Source organism: Streptomyces sp. NPDC002754 (assembly GCF_053592315.1).
This window is the reverse complement of the sequence record NZ_JBSFVM010000041.1, coordinates 1-20,917: the sequence shown is the minus strand read 5'-3', so window position 1 is coordinate 20,917 and position 20,917 is coordinate 1. Positions and strand designations below refer to the sequence as shown.

The window sequence follows — 20,917 nt, the reverse complement described above, 5'->3', positions numbered from 1 at the left end:
ATGGCGAGCCCCGAGTACCTCCGGGATTCAGGCCGGCCGCGCCCGATTGGCCTTGGCCGATTGTCAGTGCCCTCAACTACCGTCTCTGACATGCGCATTCGTATCGTCGACGCCTTCACCGACCGGCCCTTCGCCGGCAACCCCGCCGGTGTCCTGCTCCTGGACGCCTTCCCTGACGACGCCTGGCTGCAGAGCGTCGCCCTTGAGGTCAACCACGCGGAGACCGCCTTCGCGCACCGGCTGCCCGAGGGCGGCGATGCCGACTGGGCGCTGCGCTGGTTCACGCCGGCCGCCGAGGTCGACATGTGCGGGCACGCGACCCTGGCCACCGCCCACGTACTGCATTCCACCGGGATGACGCGCGGCCCCGTACGGTTCGCGACGCGCTGCGGTGTGCTCGTGGCGACGCCCGGCGAGGACGGCTCGCTCACGCTCGACTTCCCGACGGCGCCGCTCACCGAGGAGCCGGCCCCCGCGGGGCTCGCCGAGGCCCTCGGCGCCGAGCCGCTCTCCGTCCACGACACGGGGCCGTCCGTCGGCGACCTGATCGTGGAGCTCGCCGACGAGAAGACCGTGCGGGCGCTCGATCCCGACCTCAAGGGGCTCGTGGGCCTATCCCGGCGCGGCATCATCGCCACCGCCCGCGCCGAGGACCCCTCCCGGGGCTACGACTTCGTGTCGCGCTGCTTCTTCCCGGGCCTCGGCGTCGACGAGGACCCGGTGACCGGGAGCGCACACACGGCGCTCGCCCCGTTCTGGGCGGCGCGCCTGGGCCGCGAGGAGCTGACCGGCCTGCAGGCCTCCGCCCGCAGCGGTCTCGTACGGGTCGCCCTGCGCGGTGAGCGCACCCTCCTGACCGGCCGCGCGGTCACGACCATCGAGGGCGAACTGCACGCATGACAGGGGCTACGCGGTGGGCAGCCAGTCCACCTTGCCCGCCAGCACGGCGTATCCGACGAACGCGCCGATGTCCAAGAGGGAATGGGCCACCACCAGTGGCCCGACGCGCCCCCACCGCCGGTACAGAAAGGCGAAGACGACACCCATCGCGAGGTTCCCGAAGAACCCGCCAATGCCCTGATAGAGGTGGTACGAGCCGCGCAGCACGGACGACGCGACGAGCGCCGTCCCCGGCGTCCACCCCAACTGCCCGAGCCTGCGCAGCAGATACCCGACGACGATGACCTCCTCCAGTACGGCGTTCTGCACCGCCGAGAGGATCAGCACCGGGTACTTCCACCACACGTCGGGCAGCGCCTCCGGCACCACCGTGAGGTTGAAGCCGAGGCCCCGTGCGGCGAGGTAGAAGGCGATCCCCGTACTGCCGATGACGGCGGCGACCGCGGCGCCCCGGCCCGTGTCGAACCACGGTCGCTTCCGGTCGAAGCCGATCGTGCGCATCCCCTCGCCCTCCCTGAGCAGGAAGTGCGCGACGAGCACGACCGGCACGAGCGCGCTCGCGATGCCGAACAGCTGCCAGGCGAGATCGAGCCACGGACGGCCGGGCGCCGCCGAGGCGTTCAGGGTCGCCGCCTGGTCCTTGAGACCGCCGGGTTTCGTGACAGAGCCGACGAAGCTGATGAGTGCGGACACACCGCTCGCACCGAGCGAAAGCCCCAGAACGAGCAGCGTCTCGTCCCGCAAAAAGCGCCGTGAGAGCGGTCCTTCGGGAGAAGAACCGGGCATCGGCTCCGCCTGCACCTGCACACCTGCCTCCAGTTGATGAATCCCGCCGCATCCGTCACAGCGCCCCGCTAGGGTCTCGAATGCAGGTACGAAGATCGCGTGCGACAGGCCGAGGGGGCCGAGGCGACGCAATTCGGCGCACGGCTCCCCTCCGCCGTTCCACCGCTTATACCGCAACTGCCTTTGTGGCTCAGGGAGGGGCTCCACCGCCATGGGACGTCACAGCAGCATGCCCGACGAGTACGGGCCGGCCACCGCCGCACCCCGTCCCCGCTCGCGCGGGCGCACCGTGGCTCTCGCGACCGCCCTCGTCGTGGTGGCCGCGGCGGGCACGGTCGCGGTGTTCCGCCCCGAGCTGCTCGGCATCGACAGCGGATGCGAGGACGAGGTCCATCTCGATGTGGTCGCCTCCCCCGACATGGCCCCGGCGCTGCGCGAGGCGGCGGACCACGCCCGCCGCGAGAAGCTCACCTCCGACGGCAACTGCCTCGACGTCGCCGTCACCGCGCGCGACGCGTACAAGGTCGCCGACACCCTGCGCGCGGGCAAGGGCGCCGCGGACTTCCAGGTCTGGGTGCCGGACTCGGACATCTGGGTCCAGCGCGTCACCACGGGCGGCGCGAACACCGCGGTCACGCCGGCCGGCAACATCGCCTCTTCACCGATCGGCGTGGGCATGGTTCCCGCGGCCGCGAAGTCCTTCGGCTGGCCGCGAAAGACCTACTCGTGGGCCCAGTTGACGGGCGCCGCCATGCAGGACGACAAGCTGCGCCTGGGCGCCGCCGATCCCGCCCGCAGCGCCAGCGGACTGCTCGCGCTGACCAAGCTGGCCGCCACGTCCAAGAAGGACGACGGCACACAGGCCGCCTCCATGGCCAAGAGCCTCTCGCAGCGCACGTCCGACAGCGACGCCCAGCTCATGGACACGGTGCCGCGCGACGACTCCGGCACCGAGCAGGGCAACCCCAAGCGCAACGAGGCGCTGATCCTGTCCGAGCAGGCCGCGTACGCGCACAACAAGGAAGCGGGCGAGGCGGGTTCACTCGACCTCTTCTACCCCAAGGACGGCTCCCCCACCCTCGACTACCCGTTCTCCCTGGTCGGCGAGGACCGGCTGAGCACCGACGAGAGCCGGGCGGCCGTCCGCTTCATGACGCTGCTCGGCGCCCCCGAGGGCCGCTCGATCCTGGAGCGGCACGGCTTCCGCACGGACAGCGGCCGGTCCCCCGCGAAGCTCGTCTCACGGGCCGGCGGCCGCTCCCCGCAGCCGTACGCGCACGTGGCGGCCAAGGCACCCACCGAGGAGCAGCTCGAGGAGACCCTCGGGATGTGGACGATCACGGTGCAGAGCGCCCGCATCACGACGGTCGTGGACGCGTCGGCCTCGATGGGGAACACCGTGCCCAGCCGCGGCGAGTCCCGCATGGAGGTGACGAAGGCGTCGATGCTGGCGGCCCTCTCCACGTTCACGCCGGAGGACGAGATCGGCCTGTGGGAGTTCGCCACGTTCCTCGACGGCGACCGCGACTACAAGAAGCTCGTGCCGACCGAGCGCCTCGGCGACCGCGTCGGCTCCGGCACCCGGCGCGACCGCCTGTCGGCCGCGTTCACCGCGCTGCAGCCGGTGCCCGGCGGGGCGACGGGCCTGTACGACACCACGCTCGCGGCCTACAAGGAGGCCACGTCCTCGTACAAGAGCGGCAGGTTCAACGCCGTCGTCGTGGTCACGGACGGCGTCAATGAGGACGAGGGGTCGGTCTCCCGCGAGAGCCTGATCAAGAAGCTCAGGGGCCTCACCGACCGCGACCGCCCCGTGCCGTTGATCGTCATCGCCGTGGGGCCCGACACCGACAAGCGGGAGGTCGAGCAGGTCGCCGAGGCGACGGGCGGCTCAGGACACCAGGTCAGCGACCCGGCGGACATCCAGCAGGTCATCCTGAAGGCCATCATCGAGGCGGGCGCCAAGAGCAACTGAGCGGGTCGGCCGGGCCCCTTCAGCCCAGCGGAACGGCCGGCTCCGGAAGCCCGACCGGCCAGTTGTGCACCGGCTCGCCCCGGTGCATCAGCTCGCAGTACCGCCGCGTGGTCGCCGCGAGCGCCGCGTCCCGCGCCAGACCGCTCTCCAGGGCCCGGTGATACGTCGCCGACTGCCACGCCGCGCCGTTCATCCGCAGTCGGCACCGCTCCTCGATCACTCCCAGGTACCGGTCCCTGTCCGCCGGTTCGACTCCCCAGGCATCGAGCCCGGCAGCCGCGAGCGGCAGCAGCTCGTCCCTTACGAGGTTCACGGCCGGCACCCGCTCCGTGCCGCCGAACCGGCCCCTGCGTGGCCACTCCAGGCGCGCGTCGATGCCGTACCGGCAGGCGGTGTCGAAGTTGCGGGCGGCCGCGGCGAAGGGGAGGCGCGACCACACCGGCCGGGACTCCTCGGCGAGGGCACGGACAACGCCGTAGTAGAACGCGGTGTTGGCGATGACGTCCGTGACGGTGGGCCCCGCGGGCAGCACCCGGTTCTCGACGCGCAGGTGAGGCACACCGTCCGCGATGCCGTACACGGGACGGTTCCAGCGGTACACCGTGCCGTTGTGCAGGACGAGTTCGGCGAGGCTCGGGGTGTCGCCCTTGGCGATGACGTCAAGCGGCCGCTCGGCGTCGAGAATCGGCAGCAGCGGCGGGAAGTACCTCAGATTCTCCTCGAAGAGGTCGTACGCGGAATCGATCCAGCGCTCGCCGAACCAGGTGCGCGGCCGCACGCCCTGCGCCGCGAGCTCCGGCGGCCGGGTGTCCGTGGACTGCTGGAACAGCGGGGGCCGCGACTCCTGCCACAGCTCGCGGCCGAACAGGAAGGGCGAGTTGGCGCCGAGCGCGATCTGCACGGCGGCCACGGCCTGCGCCGCGTTCCACACATCGGCGAAACGCCCCGGCGTCACCTGGAGGTGCAACTGCACGGAGGTGCACGCCGCTTCGGGCGCTATCGAGGAGGACGTGCAGGTCAGCCGCTCGACGCCGGCGATGTCGAGCGCGAAGTCCTCGCCGCGCGCGGCCACGATCCGGTCGTTGAGCAGGGTGTAGCGGTCGCCGTCCGACAGGTTCGCCGAGACCAGGTCGTCCGTGCTCAGCGTCGGCAGAATGCCGATCATCACGATGCCGGCGTCGACCTCGTTCGCCTTCCGGTGCGCATATCCGAGACCCGTGCGCAGTTCCTCGGCGAGCTGATCGAGAACACGGCCGCCGATCCGGTGCGGGGCAATGTTGACTTCGAGATTGAACATCGCGAGTTCGGTCTGGAAATCACGGCTCGCGATGCGCTCGAGAACTTCCGCATTCATCATTCTCGGCAGCCCGTCGGGCCCGGCGAGATTCAGCTCGATCTCGAGCCCCATGAGATTCTGTGGACGGTCGAACCGCTTCTCGTCCAGCAGTCGCCCGAACCCCTCCAGGCACTCCCTGAGCTTCTCCCGATAGCGCCGCGGATCGGCAAGCCCCACCGTCTCCGCAACGACCTTCTCCCCCATGGAAGCGTCCCTCCTCGCACGGGCGACCCGTTGATGCACCGTCCCGGCCGCGTGTCACGGTGGATGATGCCCCGGCAATGTGATCCATAACGCCCCGCGCGCACCCACGGAGCAGTACTCTCGACGCGGTTACCCGCGGGCACATTCCGCAGGCATGCGGCCGACCGCGGATTCTGTGGCATGCGGCCCTGGTGATAAACGCCGACAAGAACACGCCGACCGCTCGGACGAAAGACGTCGAGGTCACGCACGACGGGCCCCTCGAAAATGGGGAGGATAGCCGCAAAACCCCAGGGGAGCCGCGCCCGAATAGCTCCTTGCGAAATCCGGGCGGCGTGCTAGGCGAAACATCCCGTGAACACGCATCGTATAAACTCCGCTGGCGAGACCGAGAGTTGGCGCCCGCGGCCCGGATTCGAACCGGACCCCCGCCCCCTCTGTCCCGTGTACCCCTTGTGCACCCGCAGCAGACAGCGCCGTCCGCTCGTCCCGCACCGCCCTCGCATCACATGCCTGTCGAATGAGAGGCGACCCACCATGCCGCTGTACGTCCCACCGGCTCCCGCGCCCGCCCTGCGCAGTGTCCTCACGGCCCTCGGTTCCCCCACCGCCGTCCGCGAGGCCCGCACCCCGTCCCTGCGCGCCGCGCAGGGACCCGCCACCCCCGAACTCCCGCTGCCACTCCACGTGTTGGACCACATCACCGAGACCACCGGTCCTTCCAGGGCCCGCCTCACCGGCTGGCGCTTCCTGATCCGCTGCGGAGAGCGCGCGGTGGCGGCGGCCGACACCATGCTCACTCCGGACGGCTGGGCCTTCTCGCACTTCTTCGAGGGCCCCTACATCAGGTCCACCGAACGGGCCCTGCGCCAGGCGGAGTCGCTGCCCCAGGCCTACCAGCCGCGGCTGCTGTCGGTGCCCGAGCTCTACATGCTCACGCTGTGGCTGCACCGCGAGCCCACCGCCGACCCGGCGAGCGGCCAGCCGGCGGCCGACGACATCCTCGTCCCGCTGGCACCCGCCCCGCCCGGCATCGCCCCGTACCGCCCGCACCGGGTGGCCGAGCTCCTGCCGGTCCTCACCCACCGTCTGACACCGGCCCCGACCGCAGCCGGCCTGCTCGCCTGACCGACCGGGGCCCGCCGACGGCCCCGGTCGCCCCTGCCTGTGCCCCGCACCGTCCGCCGTCCGGTCGCGGGGCACAGCCCTGCCCGAGCGGACTAGCCCGTACCGACCACTCCTAACCACCCGAAGGGAGAGTGGAGTTGGACTGAACCGTCCGCACGGGTGATGCGTCTCCAATCCATAAGGACCGCTGCAACGAAATCCCTGCGGATTGACGCCCACAGGGCAACACTGGGCTCCAGAACTCACGAAATCGGGGGGCGGCCATGAACAAGCCTTCAAGCCGCAGCACGACAGGCACCACCAGCACCGCCAGTACAGCCCACGTCATCGAGATCACTTCGCAGCGAAAGATCCCATCCATGTGCCAGCACCAGCCAGCCTGCCCGACAGCGGAATCCGAGGACAGGGAAGCCGCGTTCCCCGTGGCTCACCATCCCGAGCAGGGGTGGAGCCTCCTCTGCAACGGGGTCCTGCTCTTCGAGGACACCGGCGAGCTGCTGCCCAGTGGCAGGATCATCGCCCCGCACCGCCCACTGAGCACCGTGGTGACGGCGGCGTAGGGATCGGCTGAGCAGGACTGCGCGACCGACGGCCGCGCAGTCCCGAGTGGATCAGCCCTCGTAGGCGTCGAGCGGCGGGCAGGAACACACGAGGTTCCGGTCGCCGAACGCCTGGTCGATGCGCCGCACCGGCGGCCAGTACTTCTCCGAAGCGACCACCCCGGCCGGGAAGACACCTTCTTCCCGGCTGTACGCGTGCTCCCAGTCACCGCCGAGCATCCCGGCCGTGTGCGGAGCGTTCCGCAGCGGGTTGTCCTCGGCCGCCCACTCGCCGGAGGCGACCCGCTCGATCTCGCCGCGAATCGCGATCATCGCGTCGCAGAACCGGTCGAGTTCCCCGATGTCCTCGCTCTCGGTGGGCTCGATCATGAACGTCCCGGCGACCGGGAACGACATGGTCGGCGCGTGGAACCCGTAGTCGATGAGCCGCTTGGCGACATCGTCGATGCTCACGCCCGTCGCCTTGCTGAGCGGCCGCAGGTCGATGATGCACTCGTGCGCGACGAGCCCGCCCGGACCGTTGTAGAGCACCGGGAAGTGCGGCTCGAGCCGCTTGGCAATGTAGTTCGCGGAAAGCACCGCCACCTGCGTGGCCCGCTTCAGCCCCTCGCCACCCATGAGCCGCACGTACGCCCAGGAGATCGGCAGGATCCCGGCGGAGCCCCAGGGCGCCGCGGAGATCGGGCCGACACCCGTCTCAGGGCCCGCGGCCGGCTGCAGCGGGTGGTTCGGCAGGTACGGCGCGAGGTGCTCGCGCACACCCACCGGGCCGACGCCAGGACCACCGCCGCCGTGCGGGATGCAGAACGTCTTGTGCAGGTTCAGGTGCGAGACGTCGCCACCGAAGCGGCCCGGCTTGGCGAGGCCCACCAGCGCGTTGAGGTTGGCGCCGTCGACGTAGACCTGGCCGCCCGCGTCGTGCACGGCGGCGCAGATGTCGGCGACGTGCTCCTCGAAGACGCCGTGCGTCGACGGGTACGTGATCATGAGGACGGAGAGCTGCTCGGCGTACTGCTCAATCTTGGTGCGCAGGTCCTCGATGTCGACCTCGCCGTCGTCGGCGGTCTTCACGACGACGACCTTCATGCCGGCCATCACGGCGCTCGCCGCGTTCGTGCCGTGCGCGGAGGACGGGATGAGGCAGACGGTCCGCTGCTCGTCGCCGTTCGCCCGGTGATAGCCGCGGACGGCGAGCAGGCCGGCGAGCTCGCCCTGCGAACCGGCGTTCGGTTGCAGCGACACCTTGTCGTAGCCGGTGACCTCGGCGAGCCGCTCCTCCAGCTCACGGATGAGCGTCAGGTAGCCCTGCGCCTGCTCGGCGGGCGCGAAGGGGTGCAGCTGGCCGAACTCGGGCCAGGTGACCGGCTCCATCTCCGTCGTCGCGTTGAGCTTCATCGTGCAGGAGCCCAGCGGGATCATGCCGCGGTCCAGCGCGTAGTCGCGGTCGGCGAGCGCCCGCAGGTAGCGCAGCATCGCCGTCTCGGAGCGGTACTGGTGGAAGACGGGGTGCGTCAGGTAGTCGTCCTCGCGCAGCAGGCCGCCCGGCAGCGTGTCCGCGGCCTCGGCGTCCAGGGCCTCGACGTCCGCCTCGACACCGAATGCACTCCATACGGCGCCCAGTTGGGCCCGCGTGGTGGTCTCGTCGCAGGCGAGCGAGGTGTGATCGGCGTCCACGAGGCGCAGGTTCACGCCGCCTTCGCGCGCGGCGGAGACGACCTCGGCTGCCTTGCCCGGCACCCGCACGGTGAGGGTGTCGAAGTACGCGCCGTGCACGACCTCGACGCCGCCCGCGGTGAGCCCCGCCGCGAGCACGGTGGCGTATCGGTGGGTGCGCCGTGCGATGGACTTGAGGCCCTCGGGCCCGTGGTACACGGCGTACATGCCGGCCATGACGGCGAGCAGCACCTGCGCGGTGCAGATGTTGCTGGTCGCCTTCTCGCGGCGGATGTGCTGCTCGCGGGTCTGCAGGGCGAGGCGGTACGCCTTGTTGCCGTCGGCGTCGACGGAGACACCGACGAGGCGGCCCGGCAGGGAGCGTGCGAACTTCTCGCGTACGGCCATGTATCCGGCGTGCGGACCGCCGAAGCCCATCGGCACACCGAAGCGCTGCGTCGTGCCGATGGCGATGTCCGCGCCGAGGTCACCGGGCGAGGTCAGCAATGTCAGAGCGAGGAGGTCGGCGGCGACGGTGACGATGGCGCCCAGCTCGTGCGCCTGGTCGATCACGGGCTTGATGTCCCGCACGGCGCCGGAGGCCCCGGGGTACTGCACGAGCACGCCCACGACGCCGCGCTCGGCGACCTCGGCCGGAATGCCCTCCCCGAGGTCGGCGACGACGATCTCGACACCGGTCGGCTCGGCGCGCGTCTCGATGACGGCGATGGTCTGCGGCAGGGCGTCGGCGTCGATGACGTAGACACCGTTCTTGACCTTGCCGACGCGGCGCGACAGGGCCATCGCCTCGGCGGCCGCGGTGCCCTCGTCGAGCAGCGAGGAGCCCGAGGTGGGCAGGCCGGTCAGCTCGGCGACCATGGTCTGGAAGTTGAGCAGCGCCTCGAGGCGGCCCTGCGAGATCTCCGGCTGGTAGGGCGTGTACGCCGTGTACCAGGACGGGTTCTCCATCACGTTGCGCAGGATGACGGGCGGTGTGAACGTCCCGTAGTAGCCGAGGCCGATCATCGAGCCGAGCACCTGATTGCGCTCCGCAAGGGACTTCAGCTCGGTGAGCACCTCGGCCTCGCTGCGGGCGGCCGGAAGGTCGAGCGCCTCGGCGCTCTTGATCACATCGGGCACCGCGGCCGCGGTCAGCTCGTCCAGCGAGCCGTAGCCGACCTGCGCGAGCATCTTGGCCTGAGCGGCGTCATCGGGGCCGATGTGGCGCTGCTCGAAGGGGATTCCTCGCTCCAACTGGGAGAGCGGAATACGGTTGGCGGTCATTGGCGGAGGCCTCCTGGTCATTGCGACCTGCGAGGGGCACCACGGCGCGGGTACCCGGTCGGCCTCCCCCTCTGTCATCTCAACCTGAGAGCTTCACCGGCCCACCCCGCGAGAACACGGAACACACCGGCTTGCACCGTCGGTGAGAGCGGAAACCGTGCACCCCGCTCTGCTTTCCAGAGTGACCTCGTCCGTGCGGTACAGGGGCCTGAGAGATTCCGGGGAGGAGTTGCTCCTTCGGCGCCCCCGACGACCGTCGGAAGACTCTCCCGCACGGGGTCAGCAGCCGCCTGCCAGCCTACCAGCGGCTACGTGGCCGGAGCCCCCGAGTGGCCGCCTTCCACAATGTGCTCTTTCGTAGTGTTTACAGACGAGTTGCGATCATCGCGATCAGTTGGAGGGCCCGTGCAGACCGATGTCGATCCGCGCAATCTGATCGGCCGCAAGGCATTCGACCGCAGCGGGGCCAAGATCGGCACCATCGACGAGGTGTACCTGGACGACGCCACGGGCGTGCCGGAGTGGGCCGCGATACGAACCGGCCTGTTCAGCCGCGACGCCTTCGTACCGCTCGAGCCCAGCGACTTCACGGACGGCACGCTGAACGTGCCCTTCGAGCGCTCACTCATCAAGGACTCCCCCGACTTCGGCGTGGGCCGCCACCTCTCCCCGGAGCAGGAGCTCCAGCTCTACCACCACTACGGCCTGGAGATCACGGCTCCTCAGTCGCCCGACGTCACGTTCGGCAAGATCGCGGGCGCGGAGGACGACCCGACCTGATCCTCGGCCTCTTCGACGGCTTCGGCCCCTTCCACGGCTTCGACCGCTTCGACGAGCGGCAACGGATCCGCCGACTCCAGCTCGGGATCGTCGACCCGGAACGTCCGCACCCGCCCCCGCACCCGCGCATACGGCGTCTCGAACCGCACGGTCACCCGCCCCAGCCCGCTCCCCTGCACCCACCCGTGCCCGAACTCGGTATGCCGCACATCGTGCCCGGCCAGCCACTTCCGCTCCACAGGCACCGGCTCGGGCTCGACCGCCTCCACGGACTCGACGGGCCCCGCGTCCCCTTCTGGCTCTCCGGCGGCGGCCTCCTCGGCAGCGGCCTCCTCCGCGGCGGCGAACTGCGCGAACAAGTCCTCCTGCGTGAAGTCGGCGAGCCCACTGACCCCGACCCCCAGCAAGCGCACGCCACCGGTCGTGTCGACGCTCTCCAGCAGCCGCGCCGCGGCCTCCCGCACCACCCCGGGATCATCCGTCGGCCCCCGCAGCGTCTCGGAGCGCGTCAGCGTCGAGAAGTCGTAGCGCCGCACCTTGAGCACCACGGTCCGGCCCGAACGATCGGCCGCTCTCAGCCGCTCCACGCACCGGCCCGCGAGCCTGCGCACCTCCATCCGGACCCGCACCCGGTCATGGATGTCCACGTCGTACGTGTCCTCGACCGATACGGACTTGGAGTCCCGCTCGGCGACGACGGGCCGCTCGTCGCGGGCGAGCGCCATCTCGTACAGGTGGCTGCCGTGCGCCTTGCCGAGGAGTCGCACCAGCTCGTCCTCACCGGCCCCCGCGATCTCCTCCACGGTCTGGATCCCGGCCCGCCGCAGATGATCCGCCGTCGCGGGCCCGACGCCGGGCAGGATCCGCACGGACTGCGGCCCGAGCAGCGCGCGCTCGGTACCTGGGCGTATCAGCACAAGACCGTCCGGCTTGGCCTCCTCGGAACCGATCTTCGCGAGCATCTTGGACGCGGCGATCCCCACGGACCCGGTCAGACCGGTCACGCGCCGGATGTCGGCCCGCAGCCGGTGCCCCACGGCCTCCGCCGAAGCGGCGTCCCAGGCCGCCTCACCGGCCTCCAGATCGACGAACGCCTCGTCCAGGCTCAGCGGCTCCACGAGGGGCGAAAGGGCGCCGAGGAGCCCCATCACCTGCTCGCTGATCTCCCGGTAGAGCCGGAAACGCGGCACCAGATAGGCGGCATGCGGGGCGAGCCTGCGCGCCTGCCCCATCGGCATCGCCGAGTGCACCCCGAACTTCCGCGCCTCGTACGACGCCGTGGCCACCACACCGCGCGGACCGAGCCCGCCCACGACGACCGCTTTCCCGCGCAGGCTCGGCTTCGCCGCCTGCTCCGCAGAGGCGTAGAAGGCATCCATGTCGAGATGCAGGATCGTGGGCGCGGTTCTCACATCACCGATGCTGCCCTACGCCACTGACAACGCGGCGGTACGGACCTCACACAGCCCTGCCCCGCCGCCTCGCGAGCTCGTCCGTGGCGTTCGGCGGCACGATCGTCTCGCCGGTGTCCACACGCTCCCCGTGCAGCTGCGAGAGCGCGGCGTCCACGTCCCGCCAGACCACGCCCACGGCGATCCCGAAGACCCCCTGGCCGCCCTGGAGCAGATCGTGCACCTCGTCCGGCGACGTGCACTCGTACACCGTCGCGCCGTCGCTCATCAGCGTCATCCGCTCCAGATCCCGGACTCCGCTCTCGCGCAGGTGCTGCACGGCCGCCCGGATGTTCTGCAACGAGACGCCCGTGTCCAGGAACCGCTTGACGACCTTGAGGACGACGACGTCCCGGAAGCTGTAGAGCCGCTGTGTCCCCGATCCGTACGCGGAGCGCACACTGGGTTCGACAAGGCCGGTCCTGGCCCAGTAGTCGAGCTGCCGGTAGGTGATGCCGGCCGCCGCACATGCCGTCGGCCCCCGGTATCCCAACTGCTCGGAAGCGGCCGAGCCGCTCTCCCCCGCCACCGCAGGCACGGCCTGCGGGCGCTGCGGAGTGTGATCGGCCGCGCTGCCGTGAAACAGGTACGGACCGCCCGTCGCCGTACCGTCGCCGCTGCTTCTCACGCCGACCTCCTCATTGACCTGCCTTGTCGACGGTAGGCAGTCACGGGGGGTGCGTCAACGAACGCCACACTAGGCACGCCGAGTGATAATCACCCTAAGAGTGGTTTCCCGTGACCCACCGCCGGGAAAGGCTAGCCGAATGTCCCGAGGGCGCCGCCGCTCGACGACCGAGGCCGGCCGCCGGACAGGCGGTCACTGACTGTTGGTGCCGAAGTCCTCGGGAGAGATCTGGTCGAGGAACTCGCGGAACTTCTCCACCTCGTCCTCCTGCTCGTCGGGGATCGCGATCCCCGCGTCATCCAGGACCCCGTCACTGCCGAAGATCGGCGTACCGGTGCGCAGCGCCAGGGCTATGGCGTCCGACGGGCGGGCGCTGACCTCGACCCCGCTCGCGAACACGAGCTCCGCGTAGAAGACGCCTTCGCGCAGGTCCGTGATGCGCACTTCCGTGAGCTCCTGGCCGACCGCCTCAAGGACATCCTTGAAAAGGTCGTGCGTCAGCGGACGCGCGGGCGCCATGCCCTGCTGGGCAAAGGCGATCGCGGTCGCCTCCCCCGGTCCGATCCAGATGGGGAGGTACCGGTCGCCTCCCACTTCACGCAGGAGCACGATCGGCTGGTTGGAGGGCATTTCGACCCGGACACCTACGACGTCGAGCTCGTTCACACAGCAACCCTAGGACGTGCCCGGTCGGTTTGGGTAGTCGGGCAGCCACCGAGGACCGGGCCATCGGCACTCACCCGCGCCCACGATCAGGGCAGACGGACCCCGAGAGCGGTCTGCACAAGTGCCGAGTGCAGCCTCACGGTGAGGCCCGCCAGCTCCTTGGCACGGGCCTCGGCATGCGCCCGCGTCTGCGGGTTGCGGTGCACTTTCAGCGGGGCCACCACCTGGTCCACCAGGCCCGCCTCCCGGTCGGCGGCGGCCCGCATGACCCGCAGGTGCCGCGGCCCGATCCCGAACCGGGCCAGCTCGCCGATGAGCTCGGCGACCGACACGGCGGAGGCGTCGTAGCCACCATCGGGCAGCGGGGTGAGGAGCCCGTAGGACTCCCATTCGTCGAGCTCCTGCTCCTCGGCACCGACGGCGGCCAGCAATTCGTCCCGGCCGATCCGCGCGGCCGTCGGCACGTCGATACCGTCCTCCGCGTCGCCGGAGCGCCCGGGTGCGGGCACGGACAGCGTCTCGCCCGGCTCCAGGGAGTCGAGCTGCTCCTTGATGACCTTCAGCGGCAGGTAGTGGTCCCGCTGCATACGCAGCACATGGGCCAGCCGCTCGACGTCGTCCGGGCTGAACTTCCGGTAGCCCGACGGCGTGCGCCGGGGCTCGACGAGCCCTTCGGACTCCAGGAACCTGATCTTGGAGATGGTGACTTCGGGAAACTCTTCTCGGAGCACGTTCAGTACGGTGCCGATGCTCATCAGCCGACTGTCCGTGGTGGCGGTGCCCCCTGGGGCACCGCCACTCGTCGTGTGCAGCATGGACCTTCCTGAAGGATCGCGGACGGTTCAGATACCGCGCTGGCTCGCGTAGAACACCAGCCGGTACTTGCCGATCTGCACCTCGTCACCGTTGTTCAACGTCACCGAGTCGATGCGCTCACGGTTCACATACGTGCCGTTGAGGCTGCCGACGTCGGCGACGGTGAACGAGCCGTCCTGCAGGCGACGGAACTCCACGTGGCGACGCGAGACGGTCACGTCGTCCAGGAAGATGTCGCTCTGCGGGTGCCGCCCCGCGGTGGTCAGTTCGCCGTCCAGGAGGAAGCGGCTGCCCGAGTTCGGACCGCGCCGCACCACCAGGAGCGCCGAGCCCAGCGGCAGCGCGTCGACCGCCGCCTGTGCCTCGGGCGAGAGCGCCGGAAGCTGCGTCTGGCCCGTCGCCTCCGGGTCGTAGGACTCGAGGCCGGAGATGGAGATCGTGGACGTCGTCTCGGACGGCCCCTCCGGCGCCGCACCGCCACGCAGCGGCGCACCGCAGTTGGAACAGAACCGGCTGTTCTCGCCGTTCCGGTTTCCGCACCTCGTACACACCAGGGCCGACATGGACGGATCCTCCTGCCGCGGCTGCCCCGCGGGGGCGTGGGACGCGTACGGATCGGGGGTCAACCCTCCACCCGTACTTGAGGTTGACGGTTCTCCGAAACCTATGGGGCCGGAACCGGCAGGGTCAACAGACGACGCGCCCTGTTCGCCCGAATTGCCTCCGGCGACCTCGTCCCGGAACAGGGGGCGCTCACCCACCTGGGTCTCGGGCACATCTCCCTGGCGCGACGCGCGATGACGGTTGTCCTCACGCGCGCTCTTGCCGAACAACTTCCCAAACAACTTCACGGGCGATTCCCCTTGACCGAAACAGACCCGCCCGTGGGGCAGGACGAACCCTGACTGCACACATCGGCGTACATCGCGTACATCAATGACACGGACACCCTCACAACGTCCGTATCCGCCAAACAGTTTCCACCACGCACACCACCCTTGCTGCGGCGACCCCCCGCAACCTCATGCCCTCGCACGGTATTCACCATGCACCCCCGGCTTCACTCCGAGGACGACCGAGCGTAATCAGGCCGTTGCGCCGATCGCAAGGCATCCACAACGATGTTGTTCGAGCGGCTCACGGCCACCGTGGCCTGCTCCTTCTCCAGCGTCTGCACCACACCCCCGGGAATGTTCAGGGCCGGCTCCAGGTCCTGCGGCTTGCCGATGACCTTGAACCGGTAGGGCCGGCTGATCTCGTGCCCGTCCACGCTGATCCCCTTCCCTCCACTGCCGTCCGTCAGATACGTGTTGGCCACGACGCGGACATCATTCACCTGGATCGCCTCCGCGCCTGCGGCGCGCAGCTCCTGGACCGCGTCGAGCAGCATGTCCGGCTCCACGGCCCCCTTCGTGTCGGTGACGGTCATGGTGATCCCGGGGCCCTGCGCGGCCGTCGTGCCCGCCAGAATGCCGAGCTGCTTCTGCTTCTCGGCCGTCTGCTTGCGGGCCTCGTTTGCCTGGTCCGAACTGCTCTCCAGCTCGGTGCGCTGGTCCACGAGTCCTTGCTTCTCATCCTCAAGACGCTGAGTTCGATCGTCCAGTTCATCGAGAATGCGAACAAGATCTTCCTGACGCGCACCGCGCAGGGCGCTGTTGTCACTGGTGGACCGCACCTGGATGGCGAGCCCGAGCCCCAGGACGCACAGCAACACAGCCATGATGAGTTGGGCACGCGACGCGCGCGGCGGCCACAGACCCTTCACGAGCCGCTGCCGACCGGTCAGTTCGGGCTCGCCGGCATCCGCTTCGACCGGCTCCGGCTCTACGGGTTCGGGCTCCGCCTCCGCCTTCGTCGTGTCGTCCGGCTTCTTGGCCGGCACCTCGGCGGGCAGTTCGGCAGGCAGTTCCTTGCGCAACTGCTCGGCTTCGTCGTCCGGTTGCACGCGCTTGCGGTTCTCGGCGCTCTCAGCGTTCTCGGCGCTCTCGTCGTTGCTCATCGGCCTCACGCCCGGAACACATGCCGCCGGATCGCGGCGGCGTTGGAGAAGATGCGGATGCCCAGCACCACGACGACACCGGTCGACAGCTGCGCGCCGACGCCCAACTTGTCGCCCAGGAAGACGATCAGCGCGGCCACGACGACGTTCGACAGGAACGAGACGACGAACACCTTGTCGTCGAAGATCCCGTCCAACATGGCGCGCAGCGCGCCGAACACCGCGTCGAGCGCCGCGACGACGGCGATGGGAAGGTAAGGCTCGACGACCGCCGGAACCTCGGGCCGGACGAAAAGACCGACCACGACTCCCACGACGAGGCCCAGTACGGCGATCACGATGTGCCCTTCTGCTCTGCTCTCGGCTGTGCTGTACGTACGATCACGCTGGGTGCGGCAGGAAGCTCGATGTCGTCCTGAGCCGAAATACTGGTCCTGACCCCGAAGTTCTCCTGCAGCGCGTGCAGATAGAGACCATCAGGGCTGTTCTGGAACCGGGTGCTCAGCCGTTGCCCGTCCCCCACCGCCAGCACCGTGTACGGCGGCACCAGCGGCTTGTTGTCGACCAGTATCGCGTCACCCGCGGCCCTGATCGCGGACAGCGAGGTGAGGCGCTGCCCGTTGATGCTGATGGCCTCGGCGCCGGACTGCCACAGCCCGTTCATGACGCGCTGCATGTCCCGGTCGCGTACGCGGCCCGTGTCGGAGAAACCGTTGCTCTCGCGCGGCCCGCTCCCGTCGCCGGTAGTGGCCGACTTGGCGTCGTCGACGACGAGCTTCACACCGGGGCCGTGCACGGCGACAGCACCGGAGAGCACCCCCGCCAACTCCCCTTGCTCGCCCCCGTGCTTCTTCAACGCCTCGCGCTGCATCTCCCCCACGCGCCCGCGCAGCGAGTCGACCTGGTCCTCCAGTTGGCCGGCGGACTCGGTCTCCTGGTCGATGCGGTCGATGAGCTCCTCGCGCTCCTTGGCCACCACCGGAGCGGTGACCCGGGCCTGCGCCGCACCCACCGTCACCACGAGCGCGGCGAGCACGAGACCCGCGGCGAGCCCCAGCTTCGCCCGCAGCGTCTTCGGCAAACCACTCTGCCCCAGCGCCTCTTTGCGCGCGGTGGCCTCCGCGTACCCGTCGTCCAGGCTGTGATCCATCACGTTGGTCAGCAGCGACATGGAGGCATCGAGGCGCGAAGGACGCTCTGGAGTGCTCCGTTCGGGGGGCTGCTGCGGCATGCCGCACATCGTCGCACGTCGTGGCCCCTGCCACCCAACGACCCCACTGACCTGCCGCCCGACGCCCGAATTGGACGTCGAGCAACAGGTGTCCGGGTCAGCGCCCGGCGCTGTCCACGACCGCCGACCACTCGTCGAGCAGCTGCTGCGCCGAGGCGTCGTCCGGCCCTTCGGCCCACAGGTGGGTGACGGCCTCGGCCGGGTCGGGCAGCACCATCACCCAACGTCCGTCGGCCTCGACGACCCGCACGCCATCGGTCGTGTCCACGGACCGCTCGCCCGCCTCCTCCACGACGCGGCGCATGACGAGCCCCTTGACGGCCCACGGCGTCGCGAGGTCCCGCTTGAGCACATGCGCCCTCGGAATCCGCGCGTCGATCTGGCTGAGGGTCAACTGCGTACGGGCGACGAGCCCGATGAGCCGCACAAAGGCCGCGGCCCCATCGAACACACTGCTGAACTCGGGAATGATGAACCCGGCCCGCCCGTCCCCGCCGAAGATCGTCCCGTCCTCACGCCCCACGCGCGTCAGGTCGTCGGGAGACGTCGTCGTCCACTCGACCTGCGTCCCGTGATACGCGGCCACCTGCTCGGCGATACGTGTGGTGGTCACGGGCAGCGCCACCCGCCCGCTCCTGCGCTCCGCGGCGACAAGATCGAGCATCACGAGCAGCGCCCGGTCGTCCTCGACGATCCGCCCCTTCTCGTCGACGAGCGAAAGCCGCTCACCGACCGGGTCGAACCGCACCCCGAACGCGGCCCGCGCCGAGGCCACGATCTCCCCGAGGCGTACGAGCCCGGACCTTCGGGCGTCCGAGGTCTCCGTGGGCCGCGACTCGTCGAGCCCGGGGTTGATCGTCAGGGCGTCGACGCCGAGACGCCCGAGCAGGCTGGGCAGCACGAGCCCCGCACTCCCGTTCGACGCATCGACGACGACCTTCAGCCCGGCCTCCGCGACTCCCGTCGTATCGACGTTCCGCAGCAGCGACCCCGTGTACGAGTCGAAGACGCTCGACGGGAAGTGCAGGTCGCCGATCTCCCCTGGGAACGCCCTGCGGTACTCCTGCCGCGCGTACACCCGGTCCAGCTTGCGCTGACTGCCCTGGGAAAGATCCGCCCCACGCTCGTCGAAGAACATGATGTCGACGGAGTCCGGCACCCCGGGCGTCGTACGGATCATGATCCCGCCGGCACTGCCCCGAGCCGTCTGCTGCCGCGCCACGGGCAGCGGCACATTCTCCAGATCCCGTACGTCCATGGCGCTGGCCTGGAGCGCGGAGATGACGGCCCGCTTCAGCGCACGCGCACCACGGGAGTGGTCGCGCGCGGTCGTGACGGTCGACCCCTTCTTGAGCGTCGTCGCGTACGCCCCCGCGAGCCGCACGGCCAGCTCCGGGGTGATCTCGACGTTCAGGATCCCGGAGACGCCCCGCGCCCCGAACAGATGGGCCTGCCCGCGCGACTCCCAGATGACCGACGTGTTGACGAAGGCGCCGGCCTCGACGGTCTTGAACGGGTAGACCCGCACATTGCCCTGGACGATCGATTCCTCACCGACGAGGCACTCATCGCCGATGACGGCGCCGTCCTCGATCCGCGCGGCCCGCATGATGTCGGTGTTCTTGCCGACCACGCAGCCCCGCAGATTGCAGTGCCGCCCGATGTAGACGTTGTCGTGCAGGACCGCCTTGTGCAGGAAGGCCCCGCTCTTCACGACGACGTTCGAACCGACGACCGTGTGCTCCCGGATCTCCACGTCCGCTTCGACCTTGGCGTAGTCGCCGATGTAGAGCGGTCCCCGCAGCACGGCGTCCGGGTGCACCTCAGCACCCTCGGCCACCCACACACCGGGAGAGATCTCGAACCCGTCGAGTTCGACGTCCACCTTTCCTTCGAGGACGTCGGCCTGGGCCTTCACATAGCTCTCGTGTGTGCCGACGTCCTCCCAGTAGCCCTCGGCCACGTAGCCGTAGATGGGCTTGCCTTCCTTCATCAGCTGCGGGAAGACATCCCCGGACCAGTCCACCGGGACATCGGCTTCCACGTAGTCGAAGACTTCGGGTTCCATCACGTAGATGCCCGTGTTCACCGTGTCCGAGAAGACCTGTCCCCAGGTCGGCTTCTCGAGGAAGCGCTCGACCTTCCCTTCCTCGTCGACGATGGTGATGCCGAATTCCAGCGGATTGGGCACACGCGTCAGACAGACGGTGACGAGTGCGCCCTTCTCCTTGTGGAATTCGATGAGATCGGTGAGGTCGAAATCGGTAAGGGCGTCACCCGAGATGACAAGGAAAGAGTCGTCCTTCAGCGCTTCCTCAGCGTTTTTCACGCTGCCGGCAGTGCCGAGTGGCTTCTCCTCATTGGCATAGGTGAGCTCCATTCCCAGCTCTTCGCCGTCCCCGAAGTAGTTCCTGACGAGTGAAGCCAGGAACTGCACGGTGACCACGGTCTCGCTGAGCCCATGCCGCTTGAGCAGCCTGAGCACATGCTCCATGATCGGCCGGTTGGCCACAGGCAGGAGCGGCTTGGGCATACTCGAGGTCATGGGGCGAAGGCGTGTGCCTTCGCCTCCGGCCATCACGACGGCCTTCATGTCGGAAGCGTCCTCCTTGAAGAGACGACGGTCTGGCCGACTTCGCCCGCCGGGAATGGCCCGCGCTTGTCACGGCGGGCCATCTGGCCTCTGCCAACGCAATGGCGAGCTCAATCGGCCATGGAGTCCGCCCGGACAAGCCGGCGGACTTGAACCACGTAGAGGATCCCTGCCCACCAGTACAGCGTCGTACCCCATCCGGCGAACGCCCATCCGAAAATAGCAGCGAGTTCGTGGATCCAGCCCGTTCCGTCACTGAGAAGCAGCAAGGGGAACGCGTACATCAGGTTGAAGGTCGCCGCCTTCCCGAGGAAGTTCACCTGAGGCGGCGGATAGCCATGACGCCTGAGGATCCCCACCATCACCAGAAGAAGCAGTTCACGGGCCAAAAGTACGGAGGTCAACCAAATGGGCAGAATGTCACGCCACGTCAAACCCACCAACGTGGACAAAATGTAGAGCCGGTCAGCGGCCGGGTCGAGCAGCCGGCCGAGGCTGCTGATCTGATTCCAGCGCCGCGCGAGCTTCCCGTCGAGATAGTCGCTGATGCCGCTGAGAGCCAGCACGAGCAGCGCCCAGCCGTCACTCTTGGGGCCCCCGAACTCAGGGCGCAGGATGAGCCACAGGAAGAGGGGCACGCCGACGAGACGCGCCATGCTGAGGATGTTCGGGATGGTGAGGACCCTGTCCGTCTGAACACGGGTCTCCTGGACCTCCACCCGGGGGCCTCCTGTGGGGAACGAACCAACGATGCCCCCTGACTTTACCCTCAGTGTCGGGAGGCCTGACCTACGGGGGCGTCGTAACGCAGTGCACGACGACACCCTAAACACAGAAAAGCCCGGACCGTATCCCGGCCCGGGCTTTCCTTTTAAAATTAGTTCGGCGGCGTCCTACTCTCCCACAGGGTCCCCCCTGCAGTACCAT

At 69.3% G+C, this 20,917-nt stretch carries 18 protein-coding genes and 1 riboswitch; of the genes, 5 read left to right on the top strand and 13 right to left on the bottom strand.

The window, feature by feature from the left end; genetic code table 11:
* The first annotated feature begins 90 nt into the window (after window positions 1-90).
* Window positions 91-900 (top strand): PhzF family phenazine biosynthesis protein, encoded by an 810-nt coding sequence (locus tag ACWD2L_RS37760; RefSeq protein ID WP_351339072.1) that lies wholly within the window; start codon window positions 91-93, stop codon window positions 898-900.
* A 6-nt stretch (window positions 901-906) separates the two neighbouring features.
* Here the strand turns inward: ACWD2L_RS37760 and ACWD2L_RS37755 are convergent, their stop codons facing one another.
* Window positions 907-1,686 (bottom strand): CPBP family intramembrane glutamic endopeptidase, encoded by a 780-nt coding sequence (locus ACWD2L_RS37755; protein WP_351339127.1) that lies wholly within the window; start codon window positions 1,684-1,686, stop codon window positions 907-909.
* A gap of 211 nt (window positions 1,687-1,897) precedes the next feature.
* On the opposite strand from ACWD2L_RS37755, the gene ACWD2L_RS37750 reads away from it, so the two are divergent.
* Window positions 1,898-3,661, top strand: a complete 1,764-nt coding sequence (locus ACWD2L_RS37750; RefSeq protein ID WP_351339069.1) for a substrate-binding and VWA domain-containing protein — start codon at window positions 1,898-1,900, stop codon at window positions 3,659-3,661.
* Window positions 3,662-3,680: 19 nt separating this feature from the next.
* Here the strand turns inward: ACWD2L_RS37750 and ACWD2L_RS37745 are convergent, their stop codons facing one another.
* Entirely contained in the window at window positions 3,681-5,201 is a 1,521-nt protein-coding gene (locus tag ACWD2L_RS37745; protein WP_351339067.1) for a glutamate-cysteine ligase family protein, read from the bottom strand.
* Window positions 5,202-5,738: 537 nt separating this feature from the next.
* Here ACWD2L_RS37745 and ACWD2L_RS37740 point away from each other — a divergent pair.
* Both ACWD2L_RS37740 and ACWD2L_RS37735 read left to right on the top strand, forming a co-directional pair.
* Window positions 5,739-6,329 carry a hypothetical protein gene (locus ACWD2L_RS37740; protein WP_351339065.1) on the top strand — a complete coding sequence of 197 codons (591 nt, stop codon included), beginning with the start codon at window positions 5,739-5,741 and terminating at the stop codon, window positions 6,327-6,329.
* 359 nt (window positions 6,330-6,688) lie between these two features.
* Window positions 6,689-6,889: a DUF5999 family protein gene (locus ACWD2L_RS37735; protein ID WP_351339062.1), complete on the top strand. Its 201-nt coding sequence runs from the start codon at window positions 6,689-6,691 to the stop codon at window positions 6,887-6,889.
* 51 nt (window positions 6,890-6,940) lie between these two features.
* On the opposite strand, the gene gcvP is transcribed toward ACWD2L_RS37735, so the two are convergent.
* A complete protein-coding gene (gene gcvP, locus ACWD2L_RS37730; RefSeq protein WP_351339059.1) occupies window positions 6,941-9,826 on the bottom strand; it encodes an aminomethyl-transferring glycine dehydrogenase in 2,886 nt (961 codons plus the stop codon).
* Between the two features lie 186 nt (window positions 9,827-10,012).
* Window positions 10,013-10,108, bottom strand: a riboswitch (glycine riboswitch).
* Between the two features lie 123 nt (window positions 10,109-10,231).
* Between gcvP and ACWD2L_RS37725 the strand changes: the two genes are divergently transcribed.
* Complete coding sequence (locus ACWD2L_RS37725) at window positions 10,232-10,606, top strand: PRC-barrel domain-containing protein (RefSeq protein WP_351339057.1); 375 nt, start codon at window positions 10,232-10,234, stop codon at window positions 10,604-10,606.
* On the opposite strand, the gene ACWD2L_RS37720 is transcribed toward ACWD2L_RS37725, so the two are convergent.
* From ACWD2L_RS37720 to ACWD2L_RS37675, 10 genes are all read right to left on the bottom strand, one after another.
* Complete coding sequence (locus ACWD2L_RS37720; RefSeq protein ID WP_351339055.1) at window positions 10,549-12,018, bottom strand: DNA polymerase IV; 1,470 nt, start codon at window positions 12,016-12,018, stop codon at window positions 10,549-10,551. The genes ACWD2L_RS37725 and ACWD2L_RS37720 overlap by 58 nt on opposite strands.
* Before the next feature lie 46 nt (window positions 12,019-12,064).
* Window positions 12,065-12,685: a MerR family transcriptional regulator gene (locus tag ACWD2L_RS37715; protein ID WP_351339052.1), complete on the bottom strand. Its 621-nt coding sequence runs from the start codon at window positions 12,683-12,685 to the stop codon at window positions 12,065-12,067.
* Between the two features lie 192 nt (window positions 12,686-12,877).
* Entirely contained in the window at window positions 12,878-13,351 is a 474-nt protein-coding gene (locus tag ACWD2L_RS37710) for a bifunctional nuclease family protein (RefSeq protein ID WP_005475662.1), read from the bottom strand.
* 86 nt (window positions 13,352-13,437) lie between these two features.
* Window positions 13,438-14,166 carry a transcriptional regulator FtsR gene (ftsR, locus tag ACWD2L_RS37705; RefSeq protein WP_351339049.1) on the bottom strand — a complete coding sequence of 243 codons (729 nt, stop codon included), beginning with the start codon at window positions 14,164-14,166 and terminating at the stop codon, window positions 13,438-13,440.
* Between the two features lie 27 nt (window positions 14,167-14,193).
* Window positions 14,194-15,105, bottom strand: a complete 912-nt coding sequence (locus tag ACWD2L_RS37700) for an FHA domain-containing protein (RefSeq protein ID WP_351339125.1) — start codon at window positions 15,103-15,105, stop codon at window positions 14,194-14,196.
* A gap of 122 nt (window positions 15,106-15,227) precedes the next feature.
* Window positions 15,228-16,166 (bottom strand): DUF881 domain-containing protein, encoded by a 939-nt coding sequence (locus tag ACWD2L_RS37695; protein ID WP_351339047.1) that lies wholly within the window; start codon window positions 16,164-16,166, stop codon window positions 15,228-15,230.
* Between the two features lie 5 nt (window positions 16,167-16,171).
* Window positions 16,172-16,504, bottom strand: coding sequence for a small basic family protein (locus tag ACWD2L_RS37690; RefSeq protein WP_266722032.1), 333 nt, complete (start codon window positions 16,502-16,504; stop codon window positions 16,172-16,174).
* A complete protein-coding gene (locus tag ACWD2L_RS37685; protein ID WP_351339044.1) occupies window positions 16,501-17,406 on the bottom strand; it encodes a DUF881 domain-containing protein in 906 nt (301 codons plus the stop codon). The genes ACWD2L_RS37690 and ACWD2L_RS37685 overlap by 4 nt, the downstream gene beginning before the upstream one ends.
* An 88-nt stretch (window positions 17,407-17,494) precedes the next feature.
* Complete coding sequence (locus ACWD2L_RS37680; RefSeq protein ID WP_351339042.1) at window positions 17,495-19,990, bottom strand: mannose-1-phosphate guanyltransferase; 2,496 nt, start codon at window positions 19,988-19,990, stop codon at window positions 17,495-17,497.
* A 110-nt stretch (window positions 19,991-20,100) separates the two neighbouring features.
* Entirely contained in the window at window positions 20,101-20,709 is a 609-nt protein-coding gene (locus ACWD2L_RS37675; RefSeq protein WP_266722026.1) for a CDP-alcohol phosphatidyltransferase family protein, read from the bottom strand.
* Window positions 20,710-20,917 lie beyond the last annotated feature (208 nt).

Excerpts from the sequence above, each read along its gene's own strand:
- ACWD2L_RS37760 (WP_351339072.1), top strand. The coding sequence starts at position 91 with ATGCGCATTCGTATCGTCGACGCCTTCACCGACCGGCCCTTCGCCGGC.
- ACWD2L_RS37755 (WP_351339127.1), bottom strand. The coding sequence starts at position 1,686 with ATGCCCGGTTCTTCTCCCGAAGGACCGCTCTCACGGCGCTTTTTGCGG.
- ACWD2L_RS37750 (WP_351339069.1), top strand. The coding sequence starts at position 1,898 with ATGGGACGTCACAGCAGCATGCCCGACGAGTACGGGCCGGCCACCGCC.
- ACWD2L_RS37745 (WP_351339067.1), bottom strand. The coding sequence starts at position 5,201 with ATGGGGGAGAAGGTCGTTGCGGAGACGGTGGGGCTTGCCGATCCGCGG.
- ACWD2L_RS37740 (WP_351339065.1), top strand. The coding sequence starts at position 5,739 with ATGCCGCTGTACGTCCCACCGGCTCCCGCGCCCGCCCTGCGCAGTGTC.
- ACWD2L_RS37735 (WP_351339062.1), top strand. The coding sequence starts at position 6,689 with ATGTGCCAGCACCAGCCAGCCTGCCCGACAGCGGAATCCGAGGACAGG.
- gcvP (WP_351339059.1), bottom strand. The coding sequence starts at position 9,826 with ATGACCGCCAACCGTATTCCGCTCTCCCAGTTGGAGCGAGGAATCCCC.
- ftsR (WP_351339049.1), bottom strand. The coding sequence starts at position 14,166 with ATGCTGCACACGACGAGTGGCGGTGCCCCAGGGGGCACCGCCACCACG.
- ACWD2L_RS37695 (WP_351339047.1), bottom strand. The coding sequence starts at position 16,166 with ATGAGCAACGACGAGAGCGCCGAGAACGCTGAGAGCGCCGAGAACCGC.
- ACWD2L_RS37685 (WP_351339044.1), bottom strand. The coding sequence starts at position 17,406 with ATGTGCGGCATGCCGCAGCAGCCCCCCGAACGGAGCACTCCAGAGCGT.
- ACWD2L_RS37680 (WP_351339042.1), bottom strand. The coding sequence starts at position 19,990 with ATGAAGGCCGTCGTGATGGCCGGAGGCGAAGGCACACGCCTTCGCCCC.